The organism is Acidobacteriota bacterium, assembly GCA_026707545.1.
GTDB lineage: Bacteria > Acidobacteriota > Thermoanaerobaculia > Multivoradales > Multivoraceae > Multivorans.
This window is the reverse complement of record JAPOWR010000001.1, coordinates 2,827,031-2,853,394: the sequence shown is the minus strand read 5'-3', so window position 1 is coordinate 2,853,394 and position 26,364 is coordinate 2,827,031. Positions and strand designations below refer to the sequence as shown.

The following is a 26,364-nucleotide window of genomic DNA, read 5'->3' as shown; positions in this document are numbered from 1 at the left end:
ACCATGAATACGCTGATTCATCTGGAGAACGTCTCGAAGGTCTTCTACACGGACGAGATCGAGACCCACGCGCTCGATGGGGTCACTCTCGACATCGACTCGGGCGAGTACGTGGCGGTGTCCGGGCCATCCGGCTGCGGCAAGTCGACCCTGCTGTCGATCCTCGGTCTGCTCGATACACCGACCGCTGGCGACTACACGCTGAACGGCTACCCGGTGGCGCAGCTCCGGCAGTCCGAGCGAGCGCGGATCCGTAACCGGGAGATCGGCTTCATCTTCCAGAACTTCAACCTGATCGGCGACCTGACCGTCTACGAGAACGTCGAGCTTCCGCTCACGTATCGGGGAATCCGGCCGAGGGAGCGGCGCGAGCTGGTCGGTCAGGCACTGGAGAAGGTGGAGATGGCGCCGCGCGCGAAGCACCTGCCGAGCCAGCTCTCCGGAGGGCAGCAGCAGCGGGTCGCCGTCGCGCGTGCCGTTGCCGGCCAGCCCTCGATCCTGCTCGCCGACGAGCCGACGGGCAACCTCGACTCGAAGAACGGCGGCGCGGTGATGGACCTGCTGCGGACGCTGCACGAGGAAGGGTCGACGATCTGCATGGTCACCCACGATCCCCGCTACGCCGACTATGCGGAGAGGGAGATACATCTCTTCGACGGGCGGGCCACGACCTGATGGACGTCGCGAGACCGGACCTGGCGCGGAAGAAGAAGCTTCGCCGGGTGACGTACTACTCGCTCGGAGGCTTCCTGCTGGTGCTGGTCACGCTCGGTCTGCAGCAGGTGCAGCCGTCGGCGCCGCGCGTCGACCGGGACGCTCTCTATATCGACACGGTGCGACGGGGCCCGATGGTGCGGGAAGTCCGGGGGCGAGGAACCCTGGTGCCGGAGAACATCCGCTGGATCCCCGCCACGACGGAAGGCACTGTCGAGAGGATCGTGATCGATCCGGGCGCCGAAGTGACGCCGGACTCGGTGATCGTCGAACTGAGCAACCCGGAACTCGAGCACCAGGCCAGGGAAGCGGAGCTCAACCTCCGCGCCGCCGAGGCCCGCTACGAGAATCGAAAGGTGGAGCTCGAGAGTGAGCTATTGATGCAGAAGGCGGGACTTGCGAGCGTGGAGGCTGCGCTAGTTGTGGCGCGGCTCGAGGCGGACGCAGACGCCGAACTCGCCAAGGACGGTCTGGCTTCGGCGATCGAACTCCAGCGGGCGCAGGCGTCGAAGCGGGAACATGAAACGCGCTTCGCCCTGGAGGAGGAGCGCCTCGGCATCGCGGAAACGACGAAGGCGGCCAAGCTCGCGGTCGAGCAGGCCGAAGTGGATCGTTTACGCGCGATCTGGCAACTGCGGCTCGATCAGGTCGCGGCTCTGCGGGTCCGCGCCGGCATGCATGGCGTTCTCCAGCAGGTGCCGGTCGAGGAGGGGCAGCGCGTCACCGCGGGCACCAGTCTGGCCCGGGTCGGCGACCCGACGGCGCTGAAGGCTGAACTGCGGATTGCCGAGACCCAGGCGAAGGACGTTCAGATCGGGCAGGTCGCCTCGGTCGACACGCGAAACGGCATCGTCCCCGGCAGGGTGGTCAGGATCGATCCGGCGGTCGAAGAGGGGACCGTCACGGTCGATGTCGCGCTGGACGGCGATCTTCCGCGCGGGGCCAGGCCGGACCTGACGGTCGCCGGAACCATCGAGCTCGAACGGCTCGAGGACGTGGTCTTCGTCGGTCGGCCCGTCGTCGGCCAGGAAGAGAGCGAGGTCGGTCTCTTCCGACTGGACGGCGAGGGGAACGGCGCTACGCGCACACGTGTGCTCCTGGGCAGAAGCTCCGCCAACACGATCGAGGTGCTGGACGGATTGGTTCCGGGCGATCAGGTCGTCCTGTCGGACATGTCCGCCTGGGATGAGTTCGACCGCCTCCGTATCGACTGAGGCGGGCGGTTCTACCCCATGAAGAAGCCCTTGCGGTGCGAGACGCCGAGCACCTTCTTGCACAGGGCGCAGAAGTAGAGGTAGCGCTTGCCCAGGATTCCCGAGATCTCCCGGAAGTAGACACTCACGGGATGCTCGCAGTGCGGGCACAGCGGCGTGATGTCGTTGCGTTCTTCAGCTCGAATCATGAGTTCGTCTCCTCTCCTCGTGGTCGTTACTTCGGCGGCCGGTAACCCCAGGCGTCCACCGCGAATCCCCAGTTCCGGTCGACAATGTCGATCGTCTCCGGATCGATCCTGTAGGCGTTCTTGCGATAGCCCGACAGGGTCCCGAGATAGTCGCCGATCGGCTTGCGGGCCCGCTCCCAGCCCGGCAGCGCCAGCTCGTTGTAGAGACGCTCCAGTTCGGCCATGGGCGCTCGTTCGAGATCCTCGAAACGCACTTCGGCCAGGTGTCCCGGAGGGATCGACTCCCGGTCCTTCATGTACTGCCTCATCATCGCGGCGTAGGAGTCGAGCAGGCCGGCGATCACGTCTTCCGGTTCCGCGTCGTCCAGTTGGCAGATCGGCAGCACGTGCCGGTACAGGTTCGTCATCGACCGGTAGACGACGTAGGGATTTCGGACGATGTGGATGAACTTCGCGTCGGGAAACAGGCGCAGCAGTTCGGCGGTGCGGCCGAGGTTGGTTGGGCTCTTGAGCACGAGCCGGCGCCCGCCGGAAGCCAGCGTGGCCTTGCGGAGCACATCGAGATAGGCGCGCCGCCACCGCGCCATCTCGGAACTCGTGAGCCGCATCGTGGCGTACTTCTCCTGGTACTCCCTCGCCCAGGCCGCGATCAGCCGGCGCTACGCCGGTGGTTCCTAGGCGAGGACTTCCCTGACCACCCGCGCCTTCTCGACGCCGGTCAACCGGGCGTCGAGCCCCTGGTGCCGGTACGTGAACCGCTCGTGGTCGATGCCGAACAGGTGCAGCACCGTGGCCTGGAAGTCGTGGATGTGCACCGGGTCCTTGACGATGTTGTACGAGAAGTCGTCCGTCTCGCCGTGGACGACGCCGCCCCTGACCCCGCCGCCGGCCATCCAGATGCTGAAGCAGCGCGGATGATGGTCGCGGCCGTAGTTCTCAGCGGTGAGGGCCCCCTGGGAGTAGATCGTCCGTCCGAACTCGCCGCCCCAGATGACCAGGGTCTCGTCGAAGAGACCGCGCTCCTTCAGGTCCTGGATCAGCGCCCAGGCGGCCCGATCGACGTCGCGGGCCTGGGCAGGCAGCACCGTCGGCAGGAGGGAGTGGACGTCCCAGCCGCGGTGGTAGATCTGCACGAAGCGCACGCCGCGCTCGACCAGACGCCGGGCCATCAAGGCCGCGTTCTGGAACTTGCCGGGCTCCCGGGCTTCCTCGCCCCAGCGTTCCCAGGTGCTCTCCGGCTCACTCGAGAGGTCCGCCATCTCCGGCACCGAGGACTGCATGCGGAACGCCATCTCGTACTGCTCGATGCGGGCCAGGGTCTCCGGGTCGCCGACCTGGGCGTGGCGCAGCCGGTTCAGCTCGCTCATGCCGTCGAGCACCCGTCGCCGGACATCCGGCGAGACGCCGTGTGGATCCTTGAGGTAGAGCACCGGCTCGTCGCCGGTCTGGAGCCCCACGCCTGCGTACTCGGGTGACAGGAAACCGGCGCTCCAGAGTTTCGCCGAGATCGCCTGGAGGCCCGCCGCCGGGTGGCTGCGCTCCGCGTTCATTACGACGAAGGTCGGCAGGTCCTCGTTCAGGCTGCCGAGGCCGTAGGCGAACCAGGAGCCGATGCACGGCCGCCCGGGAATCTGCTGGCCGGTCTGGATGAAGGTGATGCCCGGCTCGTGGTTGATCGCGTCGGTGTGCATCGAGCGGATGATCGCGATGTCGTCCGCCATGCTCGCCGTGTGGGGCAGGAGTTCGGAGAACCAGGCGCCGTTCCCGCCGTGTTGTGAGAACTCGAAGACGGACGGCGCGATCGGGAAGCGGGACTGGCCGGAGGTCATCGTCGTCAGCCGCTGCCCCTGCCGGATCGAGTCGGGCAGGTCCTGGTCGAAGTACTCCTTCATTTTCGGTTTGTAGTCGAGCAGGTCCATCTGCGGCGGCGCGCCCATCATGTGGAGATAGATGCACTGCTTCGCCTTCGGCGCGAAGTGCGGCAGGTCGGGCAGGCCGCCGAACCGGTCCCTGGCTGCGGGGAGAGCGAAAGCGTCCTCGGCGAACAGGCTGGCCAGCGCCAGTCCGCCGATGCCTCGCGCGGCCGTACCGAAGAACTGGCGCCTGGTCTCGGCTCGAACGGTTTCCTTGAATGGGTCCATTCCCTAAGGCCTCCGGCTACTTGTTCAGGGTCTCGTCCAGGTTCATCAACTGGCTCGCCAACATCGTCCAGGCCGCCGACTCGTCGAATGGCAGGCCGGCGTCATGGGCCGACTCACCAACATCGACGAGCTGCTTGGCCGCCGCTTTATCGGCGCTGTAGAGGTCGATCAGGCCCTCGTACGTCCGTCGTGCCACCGTCCGCTCCGAGTCGTCGAAGTCCCGGGCCAGCAGCCGGGTCGTGAGGTAGTCGAGCCGGCGGTCGAAGTCGTCACCGGCCTCGCGCATCGCCCGCTGGGCGAGGAAGCGCGACGCCTCGACGAACTGCGTGTCGTTCATCGTGACCAGTGCCTGAAGCGGCGTGTTCGTCCGTTCGCGGCGCACCATCGAGTGCTCGCGGTTGCCGGCGTCGAAGATGGTCATCGACGGCGGCGGCGCGGCGCGCTTCCAGAAGGTGTAGAGGCTCCGCCGGTAGAGTTTGTCCCCCGAGTCCTGCTGGTAACGGGACGTGTTGCTGGCGTTCATCGCCACCCGCTCCCAGTGCCCCTCCGGTTGATACGGCTTGACGCTCGGGCCGCCGATCGTGCGCACCAGGAGGCCGCTGGCCGCGAGCGCCGTGTCGCGGACCATCTCCGCGTCCATGCGGAAACGCGGGCCGCGCGAGAGCAGCCGGTTGTCCGGGTCCTGCTCCAGCTTCTCTGGCGTGAGCGTGGCCGCCTGCCGGTAGGTCGACGAGGTCACCAGCCGCCGGAAGAAGCCCTTGACGTCCCAGCCCGATTCCCGGAACTCGGTCGAAAGAAAGTCGAGGAGCGCTGGGTGCGACGGCACGTCGCCCTGGGCGCCGAAGTCCTCGGCGGTGACGACGAGCCCGGTGCCGAAGACCTGCTGCCAGAAGCGGTTGACGGTGACCCGCGCCGTCAGCGGGTTCGTCTCGTCCACCAGCCACTGGGCGAGGCCCAGCCGGTTGCGGGGCAGGTCCTCCGGCATCGGGGGCAGCGCGGCCGGCGTTCTCGCAGTCACCCGCTCGCGCGGCTGGTCGGAGTTGCCGCGGTAGAGGACGTGGGCCGCCGGCTCGCTGTCCGGGAGTTCCTGCATGACGTGAGTGATCGTGCCGCGGCGGCGGAGTTCGCGCCACTCCGCTTCGATCTCGAGCCGGCGGGAGGCGAGCCGGCGCCACTCGTCGTCGTGTGTCTTGAGGTAGGAGCGTCGCAGCGCCTCGCGCTCGGGGGCGTCGAGTGCCACCGGCGCCTTGGCGGCAGCCGTCCGGAGCGCACTCCACTCCGAGACGACCTTCGCTTCCTCTACTGACAGCACGCGGTCGAAGACGCGCACGTCGGCGACGGCGCCGCCGGCCAGCGTCCGCGGCTTGCCGTCGTCCCTCACGTCGCCCCGCCCGAGGTAGAACGGCCGGTCGGTGCGGATGCGGCCCTCGACCTTCCTGAAGTACTCGCTGCCCTGCTCGGGAACGCGACCACCGTCGCGGTAGATGTGCATGCCGCCGCGTTCGCCGGAGCCGTCGTAGGTGGCGACGATGTGGGTCCACTCGCCGGGAGTGAGCCGCTGCGTGTTGTTCGGGTTGATCAGGATGCTGGTGACGCCCCGGCCGGGTCCCGCTCGATCGCCGTAGAGGCCGAAGTAAAGCTCCCGTGCAGCCAGGGTCATCGCCCAGCCGCGGTTGCCGTCGGTCGGGTCGTACTGGCTCGCGATCGTGTAGGTGCCCTCGGCTTCCGGCATGCGGACCCAGAGGGCCAGCGAGAACGGCGAGTCCGTGTCGAGTTCGAGGTTCGGCAGCTCGACCCAGGATTCTCCGTCGAAGAGCACCGCGGGCAGATCTTTCGGGCCGGGCTCGATGCGGATCCCCTGTGACGAGGCGAGGGGCTGCCGTTCGCCCTTCAGGATCGCGGCCGGCTCCTCGCCGTCGAGGTCGAGCCGGAGGAGTTCGGAGGCCGTCCCCAGCGGAGCTTCGATGGACCGGTGGGCGCCGGTGCCGAGCCACTCCTCGAACGCCGCCTCCATCGCGTCCGGGCGTTCCGCCATCGCGTCGTCGATCTCGCCGACCTCCTCGCGCAGGCGGTACCAGCTATCGCGGTCATCTTCGTGGGGCACCACCAGGGTCGGCGGCGGGTCGGAGATGTTGCCGTCCATCACGTACTGCGTCGTGTTCCGGAAGAACGCGGTCAGCGCGTAGAACTCCCGCTGGCTGATCGGGTCGAACTTGTGGTCGTGGCAGGTCGCGCAGCCGACGGTCAGGCCCATGAACACGCTGCCGATCGTCTCGGCCCGGTCCTTGGCGTAGATCGCCTCATACTCCTCGATCACGACGCCGCCCTCGTTCGTCGTGATGTTGTTGCGCTGGAACCCGGTGGCGATCAACTGGTCCAGGGTGGGTTCCGGCAGCAGGTCGCCGGCGATCTGGTCGAGCGTGAACTGGTCGAACGGCTGGTTCCGGTTGAACGCCTGGATCGCCCAGTCCCGGTAGGCGTACATCTCCCGGTAGTTGTCGATGTGGATGCCGTGGGTGTCGCCGTAGCGCGCCGCGTCCAGCCAGTAACGGGCGCGGTGCTCGCCCCAGTGCGGCGAAGCGAGCAGGCGGTCGACGAGCCGCTCGTAGGCGCCTTCCTCCGTGTCGCCGAGGAAGGTCGCGAGCGTGCCCGGGTCGGGCGGCAGGCCGGTCAGGTCGAGGGCGGCCCGCCGGGCCAGGGTGCGGCGGTCGGCCTCCCCGGCGGGAGTCAGTTCCTCCGCTTCGAGACGCGCCAGGATGAAGCGGTCGAGCGGATCGCGGGCCCAGGCTTCGTCGTCGACCGTCGGCGGCGCCGGCCGCTCGATGGCGGCGAACGACCAGTGCTCGTCCCAGGGCGCGCCCTGCTCGATCCAGCGGGTAAGGGTCCCGATCTGCTCGTCGGAGAGTGACTTCTGCGACACCTCGGGCGGCATCCGCCGCAGCGGGTCCGCGTGGTTGATGCGCTCCACCAGCAGACTGGCGTCGATGTCGCCGGCGACGACCGCAGGACCGCGCGGTCGGTTGCTCCGGCCCGCCGGAGGCCGCGCACTGAACGCGCCGTCCCGCGTATCGAGCCTCAGATCCGCTTGGCGGGTCGCCTCGTCGGGACCGTGGCAGGCGAAGCAGTTGTTGGAGAGGATCGGCCGGACGTCGCGCTGGAAGTCGACGGCGGGCGCCGGCTCGACGGCGGCCCACAGCGAGGCCGTAGAGCCGCAGGCCGCGATTGCCAGCGCCGTCAGGAACAGGCGGGACGATCTCTGAAGCATGGAGGTAGTAGAGGATAGAACACGTGAACATGATCGAAGAAGTCCTGTCCTTCTGGTTTGAAGAGAGTGGTCCCGAGCAGTGGTGGAGCAGCGATCCGCAGTTCGACGCGGCAATCCGCTCTCGGTTCGGAGCACTGCACGACCAGGCGGTTCGGGGAGAGCTGCACGGCTGGCGGGATACGCCGGAAGGGCGCCTCGCCGAGATCATCGTGCTCGACCAGTTCTCGCGCAACCTCTACCGCGAGGACCCGCGCGCCTTCGCGGCCGACGCGATGGCGTTGGCGCTGGCACAGGAGGCGGCGCGGATTGGTGCCGATCAGGCTGTTCCGCCGGTCCAGCGGCAGTTCTTCTACATGCCCTACGAGCACAGCGAGTCGCCGCGGATCCACGAGATCGCGGTCCAGTTGTTCGAGAGCCTCGACGACCCGGAGAGCCTGGACTTCGAGCGGCGGCACAAGGCGATCATCGATCGCTTTGGGCGCTACCCACATCGCAACCGCGTCCTCGGCCGCTCTTCGACGCCAGAGGAGATCGCGTTCCTTCGGGAGCCCGGGTCGTCGTTCTGAGGAGCGGGCCCGGAGGTCTCTGTACCTGCGAGGCGACCGCGTAGTACGTTGGCGACGATGGCAACCCGAAGGGCCTTCCTCACTGCGGTCGGGGTCACAGTACCGGTCTTGGCGTCCACCTTGGCCTGCTCGACGGCGATCGTGACGACGCCGCCGTCCGCTCCGGCCCAGGCACCGCCAGCGGCAGCGGAGTCTGAACCGGCCGCACCGCCGGCCTCCGTTCTCGACGGCATCTTCACCGAAGCACAGGCGAAGCGAGGTCGGGCCGCCTACGACGCGCACTGCGCCGAATGCCACGGCGAGGGCCTGGGCGGCGGCGAAATGGCGCCGGGTCTGACCGGCGTGGCGTTCAGGTTCCGCTGGCGTGGGCTCAAGGTGGCGGACATCTACACCAGCGTCCAGTCGACCATGCCGCCGGAAGAACCCGGGACACTTGGCGACCAGGCGTACATCGACATCGTCGCGTTCCTACTGAGCGCCAACGGGTACCCGGCCGGTGACTGGGAGTTGCTAGCGAACTCCAGCCTGTTGGAGGGAATCGCGGTCGAGCGAATGCCGCCGTAAACGGTGGGCCGCGTCGTCGAGGCGCCACGCTGAGCGACGCTGTTGACTTCATGCGAAGTCAAAGACATCATGTGGGGTCAGAGAGGACGACAATGGTGCAAGTGACGGCAAGACTTCCCGAGGACCTGGTCGAGAAGGCCGACCGCGCCGCGAGCCAGTTGAATCGCTCGAGAGCGCAGTTGGTCAGGCAGGCGCTCGAGTACTACCTCGACGACTTCGAGGATCTGCGTCTGGCGCTGGATCGACTCAACGATCCCGCCGACCCGGTCCTTGATTGGGATGACGTCAAGCGTGAGCTACTCGATCAAGATCAAGGGTAGCGCCGCCAGAACTCTGAGGAGAATCGACGCGCAGGAGCGAACGCGGCTCGTCGCGGCGATCGACCGTCTCGCTCAGGAACCCTCCGCAGGTGCCGCGCTCAAGGGCGAGTTCGGGGGCCTGCGTCGACTTCGCGTGGGGCGGTACCGGATCATCTACGAGGCATTCCACGAAGAGCTGACAATTCTGGTCGTCCGCATCGGTCATCGCCGGGAGGTGTACCGGTGAGACGGCGGCTCAGGGACTGGCGTACTCCAGCGCGAAGACGAACAGGTTGTTCGCGAAGCCGGGCTTGAGTTCCGGCGTCAGCCGCAGGAAGCTCGACGTGGTCGCCGAGATGCCGGTGCTGACCGCCACGTACTGTGTGCCGTCGACGGCGTAGGTGATCGGGTAACCGGTCACCGGCGCGCCGAGGTTCACCTCCCACAGCACCTCGCCGGTCTCCTGGCTGTAGGCCTTGAAGCGGCCGTTCACATCGCCGCCGAAGAGCAATCCCCCGCCGGTGGCGACCAGGGAGGTCGTCGAGGCGCGCTGTTCGTGCAGCCAGACTGTCTTGCCGGTCTCTGCGGAGATCGCGTAGACGGTGCCGAGGTTCTCGGTGCCGGGCGCCAGTTCGTGGCGGACGCTCAGGGCGTAGTAGGGGTGGGACGCGCTCGGGTCCGTCGTCGTCAGCGTCGGCATGCACATGTTGCGCAGCGGGTAGTACAGCGTGTTCGTCTCGGGGCTGTAGGCGCCGGCCTCCCAGTCCTTGCCGCCGTGCATGTTCGGGCAGATGAGCCGCTCCTCCTCCAGCGCGTGGAAGATGACCTCCGGGTTCTCGGTCGCCTTGCCGGTCTCGCCGTCGATGCTCTGGATCACGTTCTGGTAGACGGTTGGCCGAGCCCAGAGGAACTCGCCCGTCTCCCGGTCGATTGAGTAGACGAGGGCCGTCTTGCCGGGGATGCCGGTGATCACCTTGCGCACTTCGCCGGTCTCGATGTTCGGGTTGATCCAGGCCACCTCGTCCGGGTCCGGCGCCACCGCGGTGTCGACGATCAGGCGTTCGAACGGATGGTCGAGATCCCAGTGGTCGTTCATGTGCTGGTAGTGCCAGACGATCTCGCCGGTATCGCCGTCGAGCGCGAGCGTCGAGTTGTGGTACAGGTGCGTCTTGTCCGTTCCGCCCAGCATGAACTTCGGCGCCGGCGCCGTGACCGAGGTGCCGGCGAAGACCAGGTTGAGTTCCGGGTCGTAGCTCGGCGGCATCCAGGAGCCGACGTGAGCCCGCTTCTCGAAGGGCACGTCGCCCCAGGTCTCGTTGCCCGGTTCGCCGGGGGCGGGAATCGTGAGGCGCCGCCACAGCTCCTCGCCGGTCAACGCGTCGTGGGCGGTGATCACGCAGGCCTCGGGCCCGGCGCGCGGCGAGCAACTGCGGCCCGAGAACGCCTTGCCGTTGCCGATGATCGGGCCGGCGCCCTGGAGCGCGGGATGGACCCTGTAGTCGAGGACCATCGTCTCCCAGACCATCTTGCCGGTCTCGGCGTCGAGCGCGAAGAGGTGGTCGTCGACGCTCGTGTCGATGATCAGGTTCGCGAAGATCGCGATGTTCCGGTTGTTCTGGGACAGGAAGCCCCCGACGTAGTCCTTCGCGTCCTCGGGGATCTTGCGGCGGTGCTCCCAGATCAGATCGCCGGTCGCGGCGTTGAGCGCCTGGATCACGTCGTTCGGATTCGGCATGTACATGACGCCCCGGTAGGCCAGTGGCGTGCCGGTCTGGCTACCGTCGTTCAGCGACCGGGTCCACACCATCCGCAGATCGCCGACGTTCTCTGGCGTGATCTGGGCGAGCGGGCTGTAGCCCCAGCCGTTCGCGGTGCGCCGCCACATGAGCCAGTCCTCCGGCGCCGGGTTCTCGAGCATCTCGTCGGTGACCGGGACGAAGGCGTCGCCGGACTGCGCGTGAACGGCCGGGCCGACGAGGGCCACGGCTGCGACCGCGGCGGCGAACAGGTAGTGGAACCGCTTCGGCATCGAGAACACCTCTTCCTGTCTGGGTGGAGCCGTAGAGTATTGCCCACCACGTATGGCGCGGGGCCGGGATGCTGTTCTGCAGTAGCCCGCAGTGACGCCACATCATCTGCATGTAGAGAACTCCGCCGCACCAGGGTCGTTCTCTGGGTGCGCGGACCTTCTGGTCCGCATCAAGTGCGATGCCGCGAAGCGGCGAGCCCGGTTTGCGCGGTCAGATGGCCGACAAGGAGTCGATCGGGCGCCAAATCTAACATTTGATAGGTCGCGTGTTCGACATCACAGGCACACTGCTGTAGAATGCTCCGCCGTGGCGGAGTTCACTTCTCATCAAGGTTCCCCAGTCGAGATCGACGGCGACGTCCGCCGCCTTCGCGGCCACCTCGGGCTGACGCAGGAACAGTTCGCCGAACGACTCGGCGTTTCGACGATCACCGTCCACCGTTGGGAGTCCGGACAGTCCTATCCCCGACGGCTCGCGCTCGAGAAGCTGGCGCAACTCCGCCAGGAGGCCGCGGCCGCGGCAGCGGCATCCGAAGTGCAGCCCATGCGAACGCTGCGCCCGGCAGCGCGTCCGGCTGTTGGCCTGGACTTCGCGGGCGACCCCGAGGCCGTGCTCGCGGTGGCGGACGCGCTCCGGTTGTCGTTCGGGCGGCAGTTCAACCCGGCCTTCGCGATCGAGACGTCGCGCATCCATCCGCTGCTGCACCAGCGCTTCGCCGTCTACGAGCGGATGCTGAAGCAGGATCCGCTGCGCTTCCTGCTCGCGGACGATGCCGGCGCCGGGAAGACGATCATGACCGGTCTGTACGTCCGCGAGATGATGTCGAGGGAGCGCCTGGAGCGCGTGTTGATCGTTCCTCCCGCGGGTTTGGTCGGCAACTGGCGGCGGGAGCTGTGGAACCTGTTTCGACTGGACTTCCGCATCGTCGACGGTGCCGAGGCGAGAGCGGACAATCCGTTCCGCGGCTCTGGCGGCGACCGCGTGATCGTATCGCTGGACACGCTGGCTGGCGACAAGATGTTCGACATCCTCCGACGGGCCGGCCGCGGCTACGACCTGGTCGTCTTCGACGAGGCGCACAAACTCAGCGTCCACGAGAGGGGCAACCGCATCGACAGGACCCGCCGCTACCAGCTCGCCGAAGCACTGGCGGTCGGCGCCGGCCTGGAAGGTCGGTTCGGCGGTCTTGACTGGACAGCGCAACATCTCCTGCTTCTCACCGCCACGCCGCACATGGGAAAGAGCCTTCCCTACGCATGGCTGTGGCGACTGCTCGACGCCGACGCTTTCGGCGCGGTGGAGGCCGTTCGCCGGGCTTCCCGATCTACACGCGATCGACACTTCCTCCGTCGCACGAAGGAGGAGATGACCGGCCTCGACGGTGGACCGCTCTACCCTCCGCGAACGTGCGACACGTTCAGTTACCGCCTGAGCGGAGGTGAGGACGGCGAGCAGAACCTCTACGAACGGACCACCCGGTATCTCGATGACTGCTACGGCCGTGCCCTGGACAACCAGCCCGCCGTCGAGTTGGCCAAGACCGTGTTCCAACGTCGGCTCGCCAGTTCGACCTGGGCTCTGCTCCGTTCTTTCGAACGGCGTATCGAGAAGCTCACGCGGACGGCGGAGGCGATCGAGAACGGCGAACTCACAGCCGACCTGCTGCTGCAGAGGCAGCGCCGCCTAAGCGAGCGGCACCGCCGCGACTACTTCGACGACGCGGCGGCGGACGACGACATGGCTGCCGACGGCTGGGCCGAGGGCAACGAGGCGTACGAGGATGCGGTTCTCGGGGCAGTCACCGTGGTCGGCGCGGAGGAGCTGCGGCGTGAGGCGGAGCAGGTCGAAGACCTGGCAGAACAGGCGCGCCAACTGATCGCCTCCGGCACGGAAACCAAGTTCGAGCAGCTCCGTCAGGTGCTCGAGGATCCCGACTGCAAGGATGAGAAGTGGCTCATCTTCAGCGAACATAGGGACACCGTGGACCACCTGGTCCGGCGCCTGGAGGGGCTTGGCTACAGGGGCCACACGGCGCAGATCCACGGCGGCATGGACTGGCGGGAGCGGGAACGCCAGGTGGCGGCTTTCAGGCGGCCGAACGGCGCGCGCTACATGGTCGCGACCGATGCGGCCGGCGAAGGCATCAACCTGCAGTTCTGCCGGCTAATGGTGAACTACGACATCCCGTGGAACCCGGCGCGACTGGAGCAGCGGATGGGCCGGATCCACCGCTACGGCCAGCAGTCCGAGGTCCGGATCTTCAATCTCGTCGCTGGCAGCACCCGCGAGGGAAGGGTCTTGCGGGTGCTGCTGGAGAAGCTCGACGCCATTCGGGAGGAACTCTCATCCGACAAGGTCTTCGACGTGGTCGGCCGCCTGTTCGAGGGCGAGTCGCTGACCCGTTTCATGGCCCGTGCGACGAGCGACGAGGGCGAGGGGCGGGCAGTCGAGCGGGTCGAGCAGGCGGTTGACGCTGCCCGGGTGAAGCGGATCGATGAGCGGGACGCGGACGTCTATGGCGTACCGGAAGCCTCCGTGACCGGAGAGGATCTGCGTCCTGAGGTGGAAAGGGAGCGCTACCTGCACCTCCTTCCCGCGCATGTGCGGCGTTTGGTCGAGCGGGGTGCGCGACTCCTCGATCTCGAAATCAAGGGCGACCTGGACGACCGCTTCGCTCTGGCGCCGGCAAAGCGCGGCGCTCTCGACCGGTTGTTGCCGGCGTTCGACACCTATCCCCGCGACGCGCGCGAGTGGTTGACGACTCGCCGGCCACAGGATGACGACACCGGCATCTGGCTTCACCCCGGGGAACCGCTGTTCGATGCCCTGTGCGACGAGATTCGCACGCGATTCAGGAACGACGCACTACGGGGATCGATCTTCGTCGACTCGATGGCCGAAGAGCCCTACCTGCTTCATCTCGCCGAGATTTGGATTGAGCAGGAGCAGGCTGCCACTGGCCGAAGCCCAAGTCGCCGGGGGATGGCGCGCCGGGTGGTGGAGCGGCGTCTCGTCGCCTTGCGGCAACGGGCCGACGAGCCGCCCGAGCAGTGTCCGGTAGAGAGAGTCCTGTTGCTCGCGCCGACCGGTCTCGCGCCCGGCATGGCGCCGCTTGCGCCCCGGGCGCTCGACCTCCGTGCCCAGGCCGGCGCCCACCTCGGCGTCCTACTAGAAGACCTGACGAAGGACCTGCGGGGAGAGCGGGAAGCGGACCTGCCCGAGCGCCGCCGGCGCGCCGCCGTAGGCTTCGATCTCCGGGCTTCAGAACTCGCGTCGCTGCGGTCGAAGCTCGTGCAGAGCGGTCGAGACCCCGCCGACCGCAAAGGCGAGGAACTGGAGGCGGTCAAGGCCGAACAAAAGCGGCTGTCGACCGAACGCCAGTTCGCCTTGGATCGCATCGAGGCGGAGCCGCGTCGGATCCTCCCGGGTGGCCACCGTTTCCTGCTCCACGCACTCGTCGTTCGCCCGGAGGATGCAGGGTCTGCCGCGAGCGCCGAGCGGCTCGACGTAGCGGTGGAAGAACTCGCCGTCCGCATCGCGGCCGACCGGGAGCACGCCCGAAAGGCCAAGGTACAGGACGTCTCGAAGCCCGGCCTCGCGAGGGCCGCCGGCCTGCCGGATTGGCCAGGGTTCGACCTGCTCTCGACCCTCCCGAATGGCGATCAGCGGTGCATTGAAGTCAAGGGCCGGGCCGGCCGGTCCGGGGTCCCGATTCAGTCGAACGAGTGGGCGCAGGCGTGCAAGCTGGGCAGCCGCTACTGGCTCTACGTCGTGCTCGACTGCGCTGGCCCGGAGCCCGAGCTGCTGCGAATCTGCGACCCGTTCCACAAGCTGCTCGCCAGCGAGCGAACGAGAGCGCAGTTTGACGTGCCGCTGGGATCCTTGATCGAGGCGGCCGAGACACGAGAATTGAAACACGAAGGTCGGAGGGGACCGAACTGATGAGAAAGGAGCAAGTGAAGATGGGACTCACCCACGTTCAAGTCACCGTTCGCAACCCCGCCGACCTCGGCCGGAGCTGGGAGGGCACCTTCCTGGTCGACACCGGCGCGATCGACTCCCTCGTGCCGAGAGACCGCCTGGAGCAGATCGGCCTGCGACCTCGAGACCAACGCACCTATGAACTCGCAGATGGTAGGGAAGCGGTGATGGACATCGCGGTCGCCGAGTTGGAGTTCATGGGGGACGTCATCGGCACCACGATCGTCGTCGGCGACGAAGGCACTGAACCTCTGCTGGGTGTGACCGCGTTGGAGTCGCTGGGCATCGAGGTCGATCCGACGAACCAGCGACTGAGGAGGCTGCCGTCGATTCGCTTGAAGGCAGCTGGCGAGGCTCTCGTGGGGACCTGAGGTTCAGCGATGAGTGACAGCGGACCTCCGGTCGACCCGACACGGCGCGACCGCGCTCTCTCGGCCTTGCAGGGCCTGACGGGCATCGTGCCTGCGATCGGGCCGATCCTGGCCAACCTCATCAGCCAGATCATCCCTGAGCAGAGGTGGGAGCGGATTGGTGAGTATCTAAGGAAGCTGGAGAGGCGTGTTGCTGAAGTCGAGGCTCGGACTCTGGCGTCGGCGCTTCGGGAACCTCGAAAGGTGGACCTGTTCGAGGATGGCGCCGTTCAGGCAGTCCGTGCGTTGTCGTCGGAACGTCTGGAGTACATCGCCACCCTGGTTGCCCGTGGTCTGACATCCGACGAGCGGGAGGCCATTGAAGCCACGCGTCTGCTAAAGCTGTTGGACCAGATCGACGACGACCAGATCGTCATTCTGCAGTCGAAGCTCCATCGGCACATCGGATCGGACGAGTTCTACGAACGGCACCAGGAAGTGCTCGAGCCGGTCCGTGCACACATGCAGTCGCCCCGAGAGGACCTCGACCGAGCAGCGATGTACAGGTTGACAAGGCGGCAGCTTGTGGACGTGGGCCTGCTCCACCAGACCTTCAGAAAACCGAGGAAAGGCGACTTACCAGAGTTCGACGAGAAGACAGGCATGATCAAGTCCCAGGGGACCAAGCTGAGCCCTCTCGGGAGACTACTCCTGCGGCGTATCGGGCTTGCAGAGGAGGACGAGTTCTGAAGCCAAGTGGGGCTTCGAGTCTGCTAGGTGCAGGGCCGCCGTGCGGCGTACGACGAGATGAGCCCGAAGCGACGTTCACAGGCAGATGGCGAACTGGTTGCGTAGACGGCAGGTGCGTTGATCAACCATCAACGCCCGAGAAGACCATCAGTGCCTAAGAAGAAGTTGCCGCCCCAGGAATGGGCAAGTCGCCGTGAGGTGCCCAATCCTCAGGTGAGAGACGCTGCGGACCAATACGAGATGGCGCGACGCATCTTGGACTTCCAGTCGTCATTGGGAGTAGAGAAACTTCTCCTGCCGAGAATCAACGTAGCAGCGATGGCCGTAGAGCTGTACCTGAAGTCCCTTTCGGCTGAGACGGTGCACGTTGCACAGGAGAGTCTGCCGCCCATTAGCAAGGAAGCACTTCTACGAGCGGGCATAGAGAAGGCGGCGATCGAAGCACTAGAACTGGACAAGAAGCCACTACGACCGTACAGAGTGCACGCTGCCGCCGACGGTGGCCATAGGTTGCATGAAATCCTGGAGAACATTGAGGACGACGTGCGCACAGGTTTGGAGGATCACTACAAGGAACTGACGGGCGCCGAGCTTCACTCCGACTTGGAAGAACTGAGTATCGCACTGGAGTACTCTCGCTACCCATACGAGGAGAGCATAGATCTGGAGCGGATCAACGTCTCGCTGCTGATGTGGCTTTCGGAGTATCTTCACGGGCTGGTGGGCACACTCGAACCGATCGAGACGGTTCGCTGGAGGGACTATAGGGAATAGCGACCAAGAGCTGCGGCAGGTCGCCTCCTCGCAAGACGCAGTTCCGATGGACGGCGCGCCAGAGAACGTCACTGGGCCACCGATCCTCGGACGGCCGAAGGAGCAGGGGGAGAACGCCTGCTCGGCGTTGAGGGCGTTCCACCCTTCGGACGCAGAGTGGATCCCTAGTGAGATCTGGCACTTAGCGATGTGTGCAGTCGGGGATACCCGTACCTTCGGCCAGTGACGCATGCGGCTTCGGGCTGGCGGGAATAGTGCTGGGACATGAGGTGGACGGCTTTGGCTGGCCAGGGTTCGGCCAGGCTTGAACTAGCTCGCTTCGGGTGCAGCCATGGAACGGAGGATCCGGGCAAGGGAGGGGCAGTTCTGGGCTCTCTCCCTGCCTAGTAAGCGGATCACCCATTCTCCGTGGTGTGGTGGAACGTGCATTCGAGCGTCGCGGACGGCGGCGAAGACCGCGTCGGCGAGTTCCTTATCCGACAGTGCCTCAACGACTTCCGGATGGCGCAGCAGATCCACGGTGCCACTCGTTAGAAGCCCCGCAAACCGCTCGGTGCAGATCCGTAGAGCTTTGCGGTCGTCGATCAGGGCGAGGCCGCCCGCTTCCAGCGACATGGCGATCGTTGCGGCTTCGCCGTCCCCCAACGTCTCGTTGGACGGGCCTGAGACAAGGTCAAGGAAGTCGTCTAGGCCGGACTCTCCAAGCCGGACCGCGTCGATGAAGCGACTCGCTACGAGTTCGTCCAACAGGTCCGAGTCTCGGTGTTCCTTGCCTTGGCCGGATCGAAGTTCGCTAAGGACCTCCTCAGTGACGAGGATTCGGTTCGGTATGGTCTCGAGAATCGCCTCCGCACGCCGCGTCGCGTTCAGGTTGATGACAACGCTGGAGTCGGCAACGAGCGGGCCGGTGAACCTATACAGATGGCTTGGAGGTGCCGGCATCGACTCCGAAGGCCTCGTGGGCAAGCAGTTGACGGAGTTCCCGGCGCCCTAGACGCAAGAGGCTGGCCAACTGGCCTTCGCTGAGCAACTCCTTGCGGTAGACATCGCTCGCAAGGGCGGTCAGGCGAAGAGTCGTCGATCCGTGCGTTTCGAGCGCCTGGGCCTCAGGCTGGTCGAGGTCCCCTAGCACCTCGCGGACGTGTTCCCGGGTGATGCGGCCGTTGGCTTGGAACCAGTCCCAGGAGCCCCGATGGACGAGTCGCAGATCCTCCAGGCGGCGAACCATCGCTTCGAGCGATACCCCGAACGCATGGCTCAAGAGGATGATCGCTCGTCGCGTCACGGTTCCTGAGCCGGCCGTGAGCGCCTGCAGGCGTTCGGTGACGGCCCGCCTCGGCGTCAGGAAGGCGCGAGCGAAGGCGTTGGCGTAACGCTCCTCGCGAGACGTTCCTCGGCCATGGCGGTAGTGGATCGCGGGAGCATGCCGGGCCGAAAGAAGGTGGGCCAACTCGTGAATGGCAGTCTGGGCTCGCCTTGCGGGCGGGTGCTTCGCGTTCAACAGGACACAGGCACCGACGGTTTCGTCGTAGGCGAAGAGGCCGGAGATCCGGGAATCGATGGGGCGGACGTAGACGCGTACTCCGAGGTCGAGTTCCAGGAGGCTGAGCACGTCACGAACGGGAGCCTGTCGCAGACCGAGCCACTGCCGGAACTCCGAAGCGTCGGTCTCGGCCTGGCGCTCGACATCGCCTGGCAGGATGGCCCTCTCAGGAGGGTAGTTCAGGGTTCTCCGAATGCCGAGGAGGTTCTCGAGCTCGGTCTCTGCTCGCACCAAGTCGGCCAGCAAACGGGCGGCGGACTCGGCCTGGTCAGAGCCCGAACCGTGCAGCTTCCGAAATCGAGGCACGAGATTGACGTGGACCGCCTCGGCGCGCAGCAGTTCGTTCGCTGTCGTGCCGTAGGTTGCAGCCAGCCGTTGTATCTCGGAAGGCCGCCAGGTTCTCCGGCCCTGCTCGATTGCCACTAGGGTGGTGCGAGCGACGCCGATGGCGGAGGCTGCGGCAGCTTGCGTGATGCCCTTGGCTTCACGGGCGCAGCGGAGGCGTCGGCCGATCTCCGCGCACTCGGCTTTGCTATGCGTAAGCGTCCCGGATTTCGGCAACCCACTTCGTGATGAACGAGTCGGTGCCGAGATGGTCGAGGAAGTTCTCCCATTCTTGTGCATGTTTGGTCAGCATCCTGTGGAGTTTCTCACTGGTCTCTTGCCGTGAGAGGCCGAGCGACCGGCTCAGCCGTCGAACGTGGGTACTCAGTTTCGGGGATTCTCTATGTCGCAGTCCAAGTAGTGCGAGATGTTCGAGGTGAAGGGTTCCGGCTATGGCGTGCTCATGGAGAGCTCCGTTCGGCGAGCGGTTCTTGAACGCGGGCGCCGCGCCGGCTTCGTAGCAGTCAGCGCCGAGGTTTTCCCAGACATAGCCGTCCTCCTCTTCAGTCGCTCCAGCAGCATGCACGCTCATGCGGCGGAGCATGCAGGCGGCGCAAACACCGCATTGGCGCCTTTTCTCGTTCACCGAGACGTGCCTTGAGCCCTGCCAGCACGATCGCGTGGCCCGCCAGCTAGCGTCGTTCGGCTGCGTTGTCAGGAGTTCCTGGAGCGTCTCTCCTTTCGTGTTCCAGAGTCGCGGCACGTCGTAGCAGAAGTCGTAGTCGAGTAGTGCGCCCAGGAACTCCCGCATCAAGAGAAGAAAGGCCGGATGGCTTCGGTGGTCTGGCGGTAGCTGTCCGACCGGGACAAGCGAAGGCCCCAGCGCACCCTGCCCGCTCTCGGGCACTACCACGGTGTGCGTTCCCGCTAGGTAGGCGGCTACGCCACCAAGGAGGGCGAACCTGAACCCTCGCGAGCGAGCGCTGCTCTCGGCTGCGCGGCGGGGAGCGTGCCGCACCCTGTAGGGCACTGACCTGAACGGTGTGTCGGCGCCGTTTCCTGCCGGGGCGCTTGCGCCCAGACGCACCCTGAGTGGCTTGCTGCCGGAGGGGCTAGCGAGGAGTTCCGCGACCATGTGGGAGTCCAAGCCGTTGCTGAACGGGAGCACGCCTTCGTCGGCGTGCGGGAGATCCAGGACGCCTTGCCTAGCAGTTTCCTTGGTTCGCCGTGATGTGAAGTGGAAACGCCACCGGTCTCCGGTCTGGAGGCTCAGAGCCCTGATCAGAGGCGATGACACCCCCGTCGACGCCCAGAGTGGCGGATCGTGCACGGGAACTCGCAGATCAAGACGGCGCGACCAGCTCACGGGCGGCCTAGATCTGAGACCGTCGCAGAACTGTACTGCCGCTGCCACCACGAAAGCGTCGAAGATCCTCGGATTCCAATCCCCGAGGCAGTAGCTCCGCAACCCTGCCGTCTCGAACCGGAGATTCCGACCGATTCTGCAAGGCACCCGGCCCGCGCTCGCATGGCTTCCGGCCTCCAGGACATCGACTCGCAACTCGGTGCCGGTCAAGGCCCCACCCCTAGCAGTGGGACTCCGTCGTCGAGAGCATCCTTTGGTACTGGTCTTCCCGTCCTGGTGGCGTCTTTCGGGCCGGCGAGCGTTTTCGTGACAAGTGCTAGATCGATGCCGTCGAACCCTGCTGCTACGCGCTTCAGTGCCGACCGAGTGCCGCGCCAAGAGCGACGTAGATAGTGCTCGTCGATCTGGCGGCGGCGACGCCCCAATTCGTCCACTGCAAGCCGTTGCAAGGCCTTCCTTAGAGCGCGTTCGCCGTGCAAACCGGCTTCCACCGCGAGAATCGCATACTCGATCAGTGGCTCCCTCAGCCGCCCCTCCTGAACTCTGCTCTGCAGCTCCTCGAGGAGAGCGGGAGCGTCGCTTGTGCCGGGAATGAAGACCTGCCGGCCGCTCAGACAGCGCTCGACCTCTCGAAGAAACGACCTGGGCAGCTCCTTCCTGAGCGTCGTTAGGAGTGCCCTCTGAGCGCACTCTGCAATCTCATCGATCCTGTACGCCTGAATCTCAGCGCGCTTCGCGGCCGCCTTCCAGAGGCGTTCCATGGGTAGACTTCTGTGTGGCCCGTCACTCACTCGTGGCTCCGATGTCAGAGATCCTTCCTTGGCTTCCTGACAAAGTCAAGTCTTGTTCAGCGGAGCCGGTCCTGACCTGTCGAACGAGCCGCTTGGCGGGAGCCGCCCGGCCTAGCGGCAGAACGCGCCTTGGCGTAGCGGGCGAGTCACTCGGGTCGCGAGGGGCAAAGGCTACGATGGGCCGTCATGCAGGTGAACGTAGCGGCCTCCGCGGAGACCAGCGACACCGTACCGTGGTCGGCGAAGCGATGCCGAAATGACTGACGGCCACGCTCCGACGGGCGGAAAGGGCCATGTGCCCGCTCCCAGTGCTCGCCTGATCGAAGCCGCGTTCCCTCTCCGGCAGGCGTCTCTGGACTCGGTTCACGAGAAGAACGTCCGGCACGGGCACATCTCGACTCTGCACATCTGGCCGGCGCGGCGGCCGCTGGCGGCTTGCCGAGCGGTGTTGCTGGCGACGCTGTTGCCTGATCCGGGTGACCCCGAAGGGCGGCGGCTGCTGATGGCGCGAATCGCGGGCGAGGTGCGGCAGAGACAGACCCGGGCCGGGAAGCTCCGGGAGGGAACCGCGGGGGGCGTTCTCCATTGGGGCCGCGAGAGCGACCCGGAGATTGAGAAGCTGCGGGAGGAAATCCGCGAGGCCTTCGGCGGCCGGGCGCCGCGGGTGCTCGACCCGTTCGCGGGCGGCGGGGCGATCCCTCTGGAGGCGATGCGGTTGGGCTGCGAGGTCACCGCTTCGGACTTGAACCCGGTCGCCTGGTTTGTCCTCCGTTGCACGTTGCACTACCCGCGTTTGGTGGCGGGGCAGGAGCTGCCACTGCCGTACTTCGCCTTGCGTGATCGCGACTTCGTTGAGGCGTGCCTCAAGGCGCAGGGTGTAAAGAAGAAGGCCGCGCTGCGTGAAGTACTGCGGCGGTTGGGTCACGGCGACGGCGACCCCGTGCAGCTTCGCTCGGCGTTGTTCGACGGTTCCGCCGAACAGCGCGCCTCGGCACGGGGCGTATCCGCAGGTCCCACGCTCGAAGCCGGGTTTCCGTGGCATCTCCGGGCATGGGGTCGCCGGATCCTGGCCGAGGCTCGACAGGACCTGGCGAAGCGCTACCCGACCTACGCGGACTTCGAGCCAGTGCGGCGCAAGGGGCGGGGCAAGCGGAACGCAGCCATCCAGTTTCCCGAGAAGCGGTTCCGGCCGCGCCCGGCGCGGCTGCTCGAACCGGATGCCGAGGGCAACGTCTCGGTCGCCGACTTGAACGGGGAGTTCGACTCCGCCTACCTGGAGAACGAGGCGAATCCGCGCTGGGTCGCGAAGCCGACGGTCGCCTACCTGTGGGCGCGGACGATCCGTTGCGCGAACTGCCGGGCGGAAATGCCGCTGCTCAAGACGCGCTGGCTGTGCAAGAAGCCGGGCAAGCGAGTGCTTCTGTCGGTGACGCCGCGGGGAAACGGCTCCGGCGTCGAGTTCGGCCTGCAGCATGACGTGCCGGAAGGCGGTGGCAACGGGGCGCGGCGGCGCGAGCACGACCGGCGTCTGGGCGGCGGGACGATGAGCCGAAGCGGCGCCGCCTGCCCTTGCTGCGGCGCGATCTCGACGATGGCCGACCTGCGCAACGAGGGCCGGACGGGGAGACTCGGTGAGCGGATGACGGCTGTGGTCGTGGACGGGCAGCAAGGCAAGGAGTACCGGTTGCCGACCGAAGTCGAGTTAGCGGCTGCTTCGGTCGATGAAGAGAAGTTGCGAGCGCTCTTCGCGGAGATTCCGTTTGGTCTGCCGGAGGAACCGACGCCCGACGAGAAAGCCCTCGGAATGCGAGTTCCGCGCTATGGCTTCGATACGTGGCGGAAGCTCTTCACCAACCGGCAATCACTCGCATTGGGCGCGTTCGTCAGAGCGCTACGTACTCTCACGAGGGATACGGCCGACTATCCGGAGGGCTGGGGCGAGGCGCTCGCCGTTTGTCTTGCGCCATCCATCAGTCGACTGACAGATCGCGGCAGTTCGTTGGCAACGTGGACGAACGACCACGACAAGATCCGGAGTACCTTCGCGCGCTTTGCGCTGCCCATGGTCTGGGACTTCGCCGAATCGTGCCCGCTGACTGACACGACCGGTGGCTTCGTACAAGCTGTCGAGTGGGTGGCGAGAGTGTGCGACCACCTTCAGCCAGCTACGGGGAAAGCCCCGTTGGCCGAAGTGTCCCAGAGATCGGCTACGCGACCTTGGGAGTGTCGGCGCTTCGATTTGATCTGCACGGACCCGCCGTACTACGACGCCATCCCCTACTCGGATCTGATGGACTTCTTCTACGTCTGGCTGCGGCGCGTCCTCCACGGCGTGTCGCCCGAGATGGATGCCGCCTTCGGGGCGCCGCTCGGTCCCAAGTGGAGCCGAGAGGCCTCAGACGGCGAGGGCGACGGAGAGCTGATCGACGACGCCAGCCGCTTCGGTGGTGACCGGGATGCGTCGAAGCAGAACTACGAGGACGGCATGGCGCGCGCCTTCGGCCGCTTTTACGACGCACTACGGCCCGACGGCCGGCTCGTCATCGTCTTCGCCAACAAGCAGCCGGACGCCTGGGAGACACTGGTCTCGGCCCTGATCCGTGCCGGCTTTGTCGCCTGCGGCTCCTGGCCCATTCAGAGTGAGCGGCTGAACCGACAACGCTCCCTGGCCTCGGCGGCACTCTCTTCCTCGATCTGGCTAGTCTGTCGGCGGCGGCCCGCCGACGCCCGGCCGGGCTGGGACGCCGCGGTGCTGGCCGAAGTGCGGTCCAACATCACGGAGAGTTTGCGGCGGTTCTGGGATGCGGGCATCCGCGGACCGGACTTCGTGTGGGCGGCCACTGGTCCTGCCCTTGAGGCCTTCAGCCGCCATCCCGTGGTCAAGAAGGCGGACTCGCCGCGAGAGACGCTGTCCGTGGCGGAGTTCTTGCGGCAGGTGCGGCGCATCGTCGTGACCTTCGTCGTGAACCGGTTGCTCGAGGCCGAGCCGGGCGCGCCGGCGGAACTCGACGATCTGACGACCTACTACCTGTTGCACCGCAACGACTTCGGCTTGGACGCCGCCCCAGCGGGGGTCTGCATCCTGTACGCGGTCTCGTGCAACCTCTCGGACGCTGACCTCGTCGGCGGTCTCGATCTGCTGGCACGCGGCGCCTCCGCGGTCGCAACCGGAGCTTCGGACGAAGATGGCGACGACGAGGCACCGGCCTCGAAGACATCCGGCTCGGAAGCCCGGCTAAAGCCGTGGAACCGACGTCGCCACCGCGGTCTGGGCGAGCCCTCGGCGGACGGCGAGCCGCCGGCCTTCATCGATTGCGTCCACCGGCTGATGCAGCTCTGGAAGACGGGCGAGCAAAGCCGGGTGGACCGTTACCTGGCCGACCGCGGCCTCTGGCGGCACGAGTTGTTCGCGCGGGTCGTCCAGGCGGTCATCGAACTCGCCGCTGAAGGCTCCGAAGAGCGATCGATCCTGGAGTCGATCCAGAATCACCTGCAGGGCAGTGGCGCCTCGGCGCGAGCGCCTCGCCAGCAGACCATGTTGTAGGTTCCTGCCGTGATCACGTCCCTCCGACTGAAGGACTTCAAGAACTTCGCCGACGAGACGCTTCGGATGGGGCCGTTTACGGTGCTAGTCGGCGCCAACGCGAGCGGCAAGAGTAATGTCCGCGATGCCTTCCGGTTCCTTCACGGTATCGGCCGCGGCTACCGCTTGCCCGACATAATTGGAGGCCGGTACGGTGCCGGAGGACAGGTCGAGTGGGAGCCGATTCGCGGCGCAGTAGACGAGATCGTTCGCTTCGGCCACGAGAGTTTCCTCCTGGAGGTCGGCGTGAGGCTGCCTTCCAGGGCGATGCTACCGGCCGAAGGTACAACCCCGCCTTGGGCGGATCTTTCGCTCCGAGGACGGGCGCGTTGGGAGCGCCGGGGCCGGTACAGGATCGCTGTTGCCCGCGAAAGCAGTGCCTCCACCCCATTTCAAGTGGCAGACGAGCTTCTGGCTGCCGGCTGGGCGTGGGAGAAGACCGTGTTCACGAGTACGCCCGAGAGAGGGGATCCGATTTGGCGTGAGAGGCACGACCCGCTGATGGCTCTCAGGATGGCCAAGACGGGAACCCAACGCAAGTTTGGCAACCGCGTCAACGTCTCGCGGGATCGCCCTGCCCTCGTGCAGATTCAGGAGCAGAAGAGGGTTGTGCGAGACCACAAGTTCCGGGCGCGGCTCGTTCAAACCAGGCTCGGGAGTATGCGTTTTCTCGACCTATCGCCGGAGAAGATGCGGCAACCGGCGTTTCCTGGCCAGACCATCCTCGGCGACGGTGGCGACAACCTCCCGACGGTGCTGAGAGACATTTGCTCTGACAGTAAGAGGAGGGAGACGTTCGTCGAGTGGACCCGCGAGTTGACTCCCATGGACGTGGAGGACTTCGAGTTTCCCGTGGATCCCACCACGGGACGGGTTCAGCTCGCCCTGCGGGAGTCGGGGGGAAGACAAGTCTCGGCGTACGCGGCTTCCGACGGCACGCTGCGTTTCCTCGCCATGCTGGCGGCGCTCTTGGGTACAAACCCGGCTGGCCTGTACGTCTTCGAGGAGATTGACAACGGAATTCACCCGTCGCGGTTGCGCCTCCTGATCGACCTGATCGAGACGCAAACTGGGAAGGGTGGGGTTCAGGTGCTCACCACCACGCACTCGCCGGAGCTGCTGTCGATGGTCAACGACGAGACCTTCAAGCACACGTCGGTCCTCTGCCGTCGCCCTGATACGCACGACACCGTGATTCGGCCAGTCGCCAAGCTGCCGGATGCCGAGCGCCTTCGCGAGTCCCAGGGCCTCGGGCGCCTTCACGCGTCGGGTTGGATGGAGCACGCGGTCTCTTTTGCCGGCGATGGTGGGACTGGCAAGTCGTGAATGTTCTTGTCGTCCCAGAGGACTTCCGCCAAGACCAGTACCTTCTCAAGCCGCTCTTCCGCCGGCTCTTTCGAGAGCTCGGGAAGCAGTCCGCTCACGTTGAGGTCTGCCAGGATCCGCTGCTCGGCGGCATTGGCGAAGCGTTGAAGTCGGAGCGCTTAGCCGAGGTCGTCGATCAGTATCGAGCCATGGTGGACATCTTCGTCCTCTGCGTGGACCGGGACGGTGAGAAGGGGCGGCGGACTCGCTTGGACGCCATCGAAGAGGAGTTCAGCACCGTGCGGCCGTTTCTGGCGGAGAACGCGTGGGAGGAACTCGAGACCTGGACACTCGCTGGCCTGGAACTGCCGTCCAAGTGGCGCTGGTCTGATGTGCGTACCGAAGTCCACGTCAAGGAACGCTACTTCGACAAACTGGCCAGGGAGCGGGGAGTCGCCGACGGCCCCGGAGGCGGCCGCAGGTGGCTGGGCGAAGAGGCATCGCGCCGTATCGACGCGATCCGCCAAAAGTGCCCCGAGGACTTCGATGCCCTCGCCCGTCGGCTGGAAGCGCTCGTAGCGGCTGGCTGACAGAGAGGCAGCTGCTTGCGAGCTGG

At 66.2% G+C, this 26,364-nt stretch carries 22 protein-coding genes; 13 read left to right on the top strand and 9 right to left on the bottom strand.

Going from position 1 to position 26,364, the window contains the following annotated elements; translation table 11 throughout:
• Positions 1 to 3 precede the first annotated feature (3 nt).
• The gene (locus tag OXG83_11350; GenBank protein MCY3965625.1) at positions 4 to 675 is read left to right on the top strand and encodes an ABC transporter ATP-binding protein; all 672 of its coding nucleotides are present in this window, start codon (positions 4 to 6) and stop codon (positions 673 to 675) included.
• On the top strand, positions 675 to 1,928 hold the full coding sequence (locus OXG83_11345) for an HlyD family efflux transporter periplasmic adaptor subunit (protein MCY3965624.1): 1,254 nt from the start codon (positions 675 to 677) through the stop codon (positions 1,926 to 1,928). Before OXG83_11350 ends, OXG83_11345 begins: the two co-directional genes overlap by 1 nt.
• 11 nt (positions 1,929 to 1,939) lie before the next feature.
• On the opposite strand, the gene OXG83_11340 is transcribed toward OXG83_11345, so the two are convergent.
• From OXG83_11340 to OXG83_11325, 4 genes are all read right to left on the bottom strand, one after another.
• Positions 1,940 to 2,116, bottom strand: a complete 177-nt coding sequence (locus OXG83_11340; protein ID MCY3965623.1) for a hypothetical protein — start codon at positions 2,114 to 2,116, stop codon at positions 1,940 to 1,942.
• Positions 2,117 to 2,142: 26 nt separating this feature from the next.
• Positions 2,143 to 2,724 (bottom strand): sulfotransferase, encoded by a 582-nt coding sequence (locus tag OXG83_11335; protein ID MCY3965622.1) that lies wholly within the window; start codon positions 2,722 to 2,724, stop codon positions 2,143 to 2,145.
• 66 nt (positions 2,725 to 2,790) lie between these two features.
• Entirely contained in the window at positions 2,791 to 4,257 is a 1,467-nt protein-coding gene (locus tag OXG83_11330; GenBank protein MCY3965621.1) for a DUF1501 domain-containing protein, read from the bottom strand.
• A gap of 16 nt (positions 4,258 to 4,273) precedes the next feature.
• Complete coding sequence (locus tag OXG83_11325; GenBank protein ID MCY3965620.1) at positions 4,274 to 7,522, bottom strand: DUF1553 domain-containing protein; 3,249 nt, start codon at positions 7,520 to 7,522, stop codon at positions 4,274 to 4,276.
• Between the two features lie 29 nt (positions 7,523 to 7,551).
• Here OXG83_11325 and OXG83_11320 point away from each other — a divergent pair, with 29 nt between their 5' ends.
• The 4 genes from OXG83_11320 to OXG83_11305 all read left to right on the top strand — a co-directional run bounded on the left by OXG83_11320 (position 7,552) and on the right by OXG83_11305 (position 9,198).
• A complete protein-coding gene (locus OXG83_11320) occupies positions 7,552 to 8,088 on the top strand; it encodes a DUF924 domain-containing protein (GenBank protein MCY3965619.1) in 537 nt (178 codons plus the stop codon).
• A 108-nt stretch (positions 8,089 to 8,196) separates the two neighbouring features.
• Positions 8,197 to 8,652 (top strand): cytochrome c, encoded by a 456-nt coding sequence (locus OXG83_11315; protein MCY3965618.1) that lies wholly within the window; start codon positions 8,197 to 8,199, stop codon positions 8,650 to 8,652.
• Positions 8,653 to 8,744: 92 nt separating this feature from the next.
• On the top strand, positions 8,745 to 8,972 hold the full coding sequence (locus tag OXG83_11310; GenBank protein MCY3965617.1) for a ribbon-helix-helix protein, CopG family: 228 nt from the start codon (positions 8,745 to 8,747) through the stop codon (positions 8,970 to 8,972).
• On the top strand, positions 8,944 to 9,198 hold the full coding sequence (locus tag OXG83_11305; GenBank protein ID MCY3965616.1) for a type II toxin-antitoxin system RelE/ParE family toxin: 255 nt from the start codon (positions 8,944 to 8,946) through the stop codon (positions 9,196 to 9,198). Before OXG83_11310 ends, OXG83_11305 begins: the two co-directional genes overlap by 29 nt.
• A gap of 9 nt (positions 9,199 to 9,207) precedes the next feature.
• Here OXG83_11305 and OXG83_11300 read toward each other — a convergent pair whose 3' ends face one another.
• A complete protein-coding gene (locus OXG83_11300) occupies positions 9,208 to 10,980 on the bottom strand; it encodes a PQQ-binding-like beta-propeller repeat protein (protein ID MCY3965615.1) in 1,773 nt (590 codons plus the stop codon).
• Positions 10,981 to 11,287: 307 nt separating this feature from the next.
• Between OXG83_11300 and OXG83_11295 the strand changes: the two genes are divergently transcribed.
• The 4 genes from OXG83_11295 (at position 11,288) to OXG83_11280 (ending at position 16,836) form a co-directional block, all read left to right on the top strand.
• Positions 11,288 to 14,923, top strand: coding sequence for a helicase-related protein (locus OXG83_11295; GenBank protein ID MCY3965614.1), 3,636 nt, complete (start codon positions 11,288 to 11,290; stop codon positions 14,921 to 14,923).
• Entirely contained in the window at positions 14,923 to 15,333 is a 411-nt protein-coding gene (locus tag OXG83_11290; GenBank protein ID MCY3965613.1) for a clan AA aspartic protease, read from the top strand. The genes OXG83_11295 and OXG83_11290 overlap by 1 nt, the downstream gene beginning before the upstream one ends.
• Positions 15,334 to 15,342: 9 nt before the next feature.
• Positions 15,343 to 16,062 (top strand): hypothetical protein, encoded by a 720-nt coding sequence (locus OXG83_11285; protein MCY3965612.1) that lies wholly within the window; start codon positions 15,343 to 15,345, stop codon positions 16,060 to 16,062.
• A 150-nt stretch (positions 16,063 to 16,212) separates the two neighbouring features.
• Entirely contained in the window at positions 16,213 to 16,836 is a 624-nt protein-coding gene (locus OXG83_11280) for a hypothetical protein (protein MCY3965611.1), read from the top strand.
• 309 nt (positions 16,837 to 17,145) lie between these two features.
• Here the strand turns inward: OXG83_11280 and OXG83_11275 are convergent, their stop codons facing one another.
• The 4 genes from OXG83_11275 to OXG83_11260 are packed head-to-tail and all read right to left on the bottom strand — an operon-like array spanning position 17,146 to position 20,830.
• The gene (locus tag OXG83_11275; protein MCY3965610.1) at positions 17,146 to 17,778 is read right to left on the bottom strand and encodes a hypothetical protein; all 633 of its coding nucleotides are present in this window, start codon (positions 17,776 to 17,778) and stop codon (positions 17,146 to 17,148) included.
• Complete coding sequence (locus OXG83_11270) at positions 17,750 to 18,940, bottom strand: XRE family transcriptional regulator (protein ID MCY3965609.1); 1,191 nt, start codon at positions 18,938 to 18,940, stop codon at positions 17,750 to 17,752. The genes OXG83_11275 and OXG83_11270 overlap by 29 nt, the downstream gene beginning before the upstream one ends.
• Positions 18,912 to 20,279, bottom strand: a complete 1,368-nt coding sequence (locus OXG83_11265) for a 7-cyano-7-deazaguanine synthase (GenBank protein ID MCY3965608.1) — start codon at positions 20,277 to 20,279, stop codon at positions 18,912 to 18,914. Before OXG83_11265 ends, OXG83_11270 begins: the two co-directional genes overlap by 29 nt.
• Positions 20,276 to 20,830 carry a hypothetical protein gene (locus OXG83_11260; GenBank protein ID MCY3965607.1) on the bottom strand — a complete coding sequence of 185 codons (555 nt, stop codon included), beginning with the start codon at positions 20,828 to 20,830 and terminating at the stop codon, positions 20,276 to 20,278. The genes OXG83_11265 and OXG83_11260 overlap by 4 nt, the downstream gene beginning before the upstream one ends.
• Before the next feature lie 286 nt (positions 20,831 to 21,116).
• Between OXG83_11260 and OXG83_11255 the strand changes: the two genes are divergently transcribed.
• From OXG83_11255 to OXG83_11245, 3 genes are read left to right on the top strand one after another with little or no spacing between them, the layout of a single operon-like run.
• Positions 21,117 to 24,404, top strand: coding sequence for a DUF1156 domain-containing protein (locus OXG83_11255; GenBank protein ID MCY3965606.1), 3,288 nt, complete (start codon positions 21,117 to 21,119; stop codon positions 24,402 to 24,404).
• 9 nt (positions 24,405 to 24,413) lie between these two features.
• Entirely contained in the window at positions 24,414 to 25,769 is a 1,356-nt protein-coding gene (locus tag OXG83_11250) for an ATP-binding protein (GenBank protein MCY3965605.1), read from the top strand.
• Entirely contained in the window at positions 25,766 to 26,338 is a 573-nt protein-coding gene (locus OXG83_11245; GenBank protein ID MCY3965604.1) for a hypothetical protein, read from the top strand. Before OXG83_11250 ends, OXG83_11245 begins: the two co-directional genes overlap by 4 nt.
• Positions 26,339 to 26,364: the final 26 nt, after the last annotated feature.

What these genes read in the sequence shown, in the direction of transcription:
- OXG83_11325 (MCY3965620.1), bottom strand. Translation starts at nt 7,522, where the DNA reads ATGCTTCAGAGATCGTCCCGCCTGTTCCTGACGGCGCTGGCAATCGCG.
- OXG83_11330 (MCY3965621.1), bottom strand. Translation starts at nt 4,257, where the DNA reads ATGGACCCATTCAAGGAAACCGTTCGAGCCGAGACCAGGCGCCAGTTC.
- OXG83_11255 (MCY3965606.1), top strand. Translation starts at nt 21,117, where the DNA reads ATGACTGACGGCCACGCTCCGACGGGCGGAAAGGGCCATGTGCCCGCT.
- OXG83_11350 (MCY3965625.1), top strand. Translation starts at nt 4, where the DNA reads ATGAATACGCTGATTCATCTGGAGAACGTCTCGAAGGTCTTCTACACG.
- OXG83_11300 (MCY3965615.1), bottom strand. Translation starts at nt 10,980, where the DNA reads ATGCCGAAGCGGTTCCACTACCTGTTCGCCGCCGCGGTCGCAGCCGTG.
- OXG83_11275 (MCY3965610.1), bottom strand. Translation starts at nt 17,778, where the DNA reads ATGCCGGCACCTCCAAGCCATCTGTATAGGTTCACCGGCCCGCTCGTT.
- OXG83_11320 (MCY3965619.1), top strand. Translation starts at nt 7,552, where the DNA reads ATGATCGAAGAAGTCCTGTCCTTCTGGTTTGAAGAGAGTGGTCCCGAG.
- OXG83_11340 (MCY3965623.1), bottom strand. Translation starts at nt 2,116, where the DNA reads ATGATTCGAGCTGAAGAACGCAACGACATCACGCCGCTGTGCCCGCAC.
- OXG83_11345 (MCY3965624.1), top strand. Translation starts at nt 675, where the DNA reads ATGGACGTCGCGAGACCGGACCTGGCGCGGAAGAAGAAGCTTCGCCGG.
- OXG83_11260 (MCY3965607.1), bottom strand. Translation starts at nt 20,830, where the DNA reads ATGGAACGCCTCTGGAAGGCGGCCGCGAAGCGCGCTGAGATTCAGGCG.
- OXG83_11335 (MCY3965622.1), bottom strand. Translation starts at nt 2,724, where the DNA reads ATGCGGCTCACGAGTTCCGAGATGGCGCGGTGGCGGCGCGCCTATCTC.
- OXG83_11310 (MCY3965617.1), top strand. Translation starts at nt 8,745, where the DNA reads ATGGTGCAAGTGACGGCAAGACTTCCCGAGGACCTGGTCGAGAAGGCC.
- OXG83_11290 (MCY3965613.1), top strand. Translation starts at nt 14,923, where the DNA reads ATGAGAAAGGAGCAAGTGAAGATGGGACTCACCCACGTTCAAGTCACC.
- OXG83_11285 (MCY3965612.1), top strand. Translation starts at nt 15,343, where the DNA reads ATGAGTGACAGCGGACCTCCGGTCGACCCGACACGGCGCGACCGCGCT.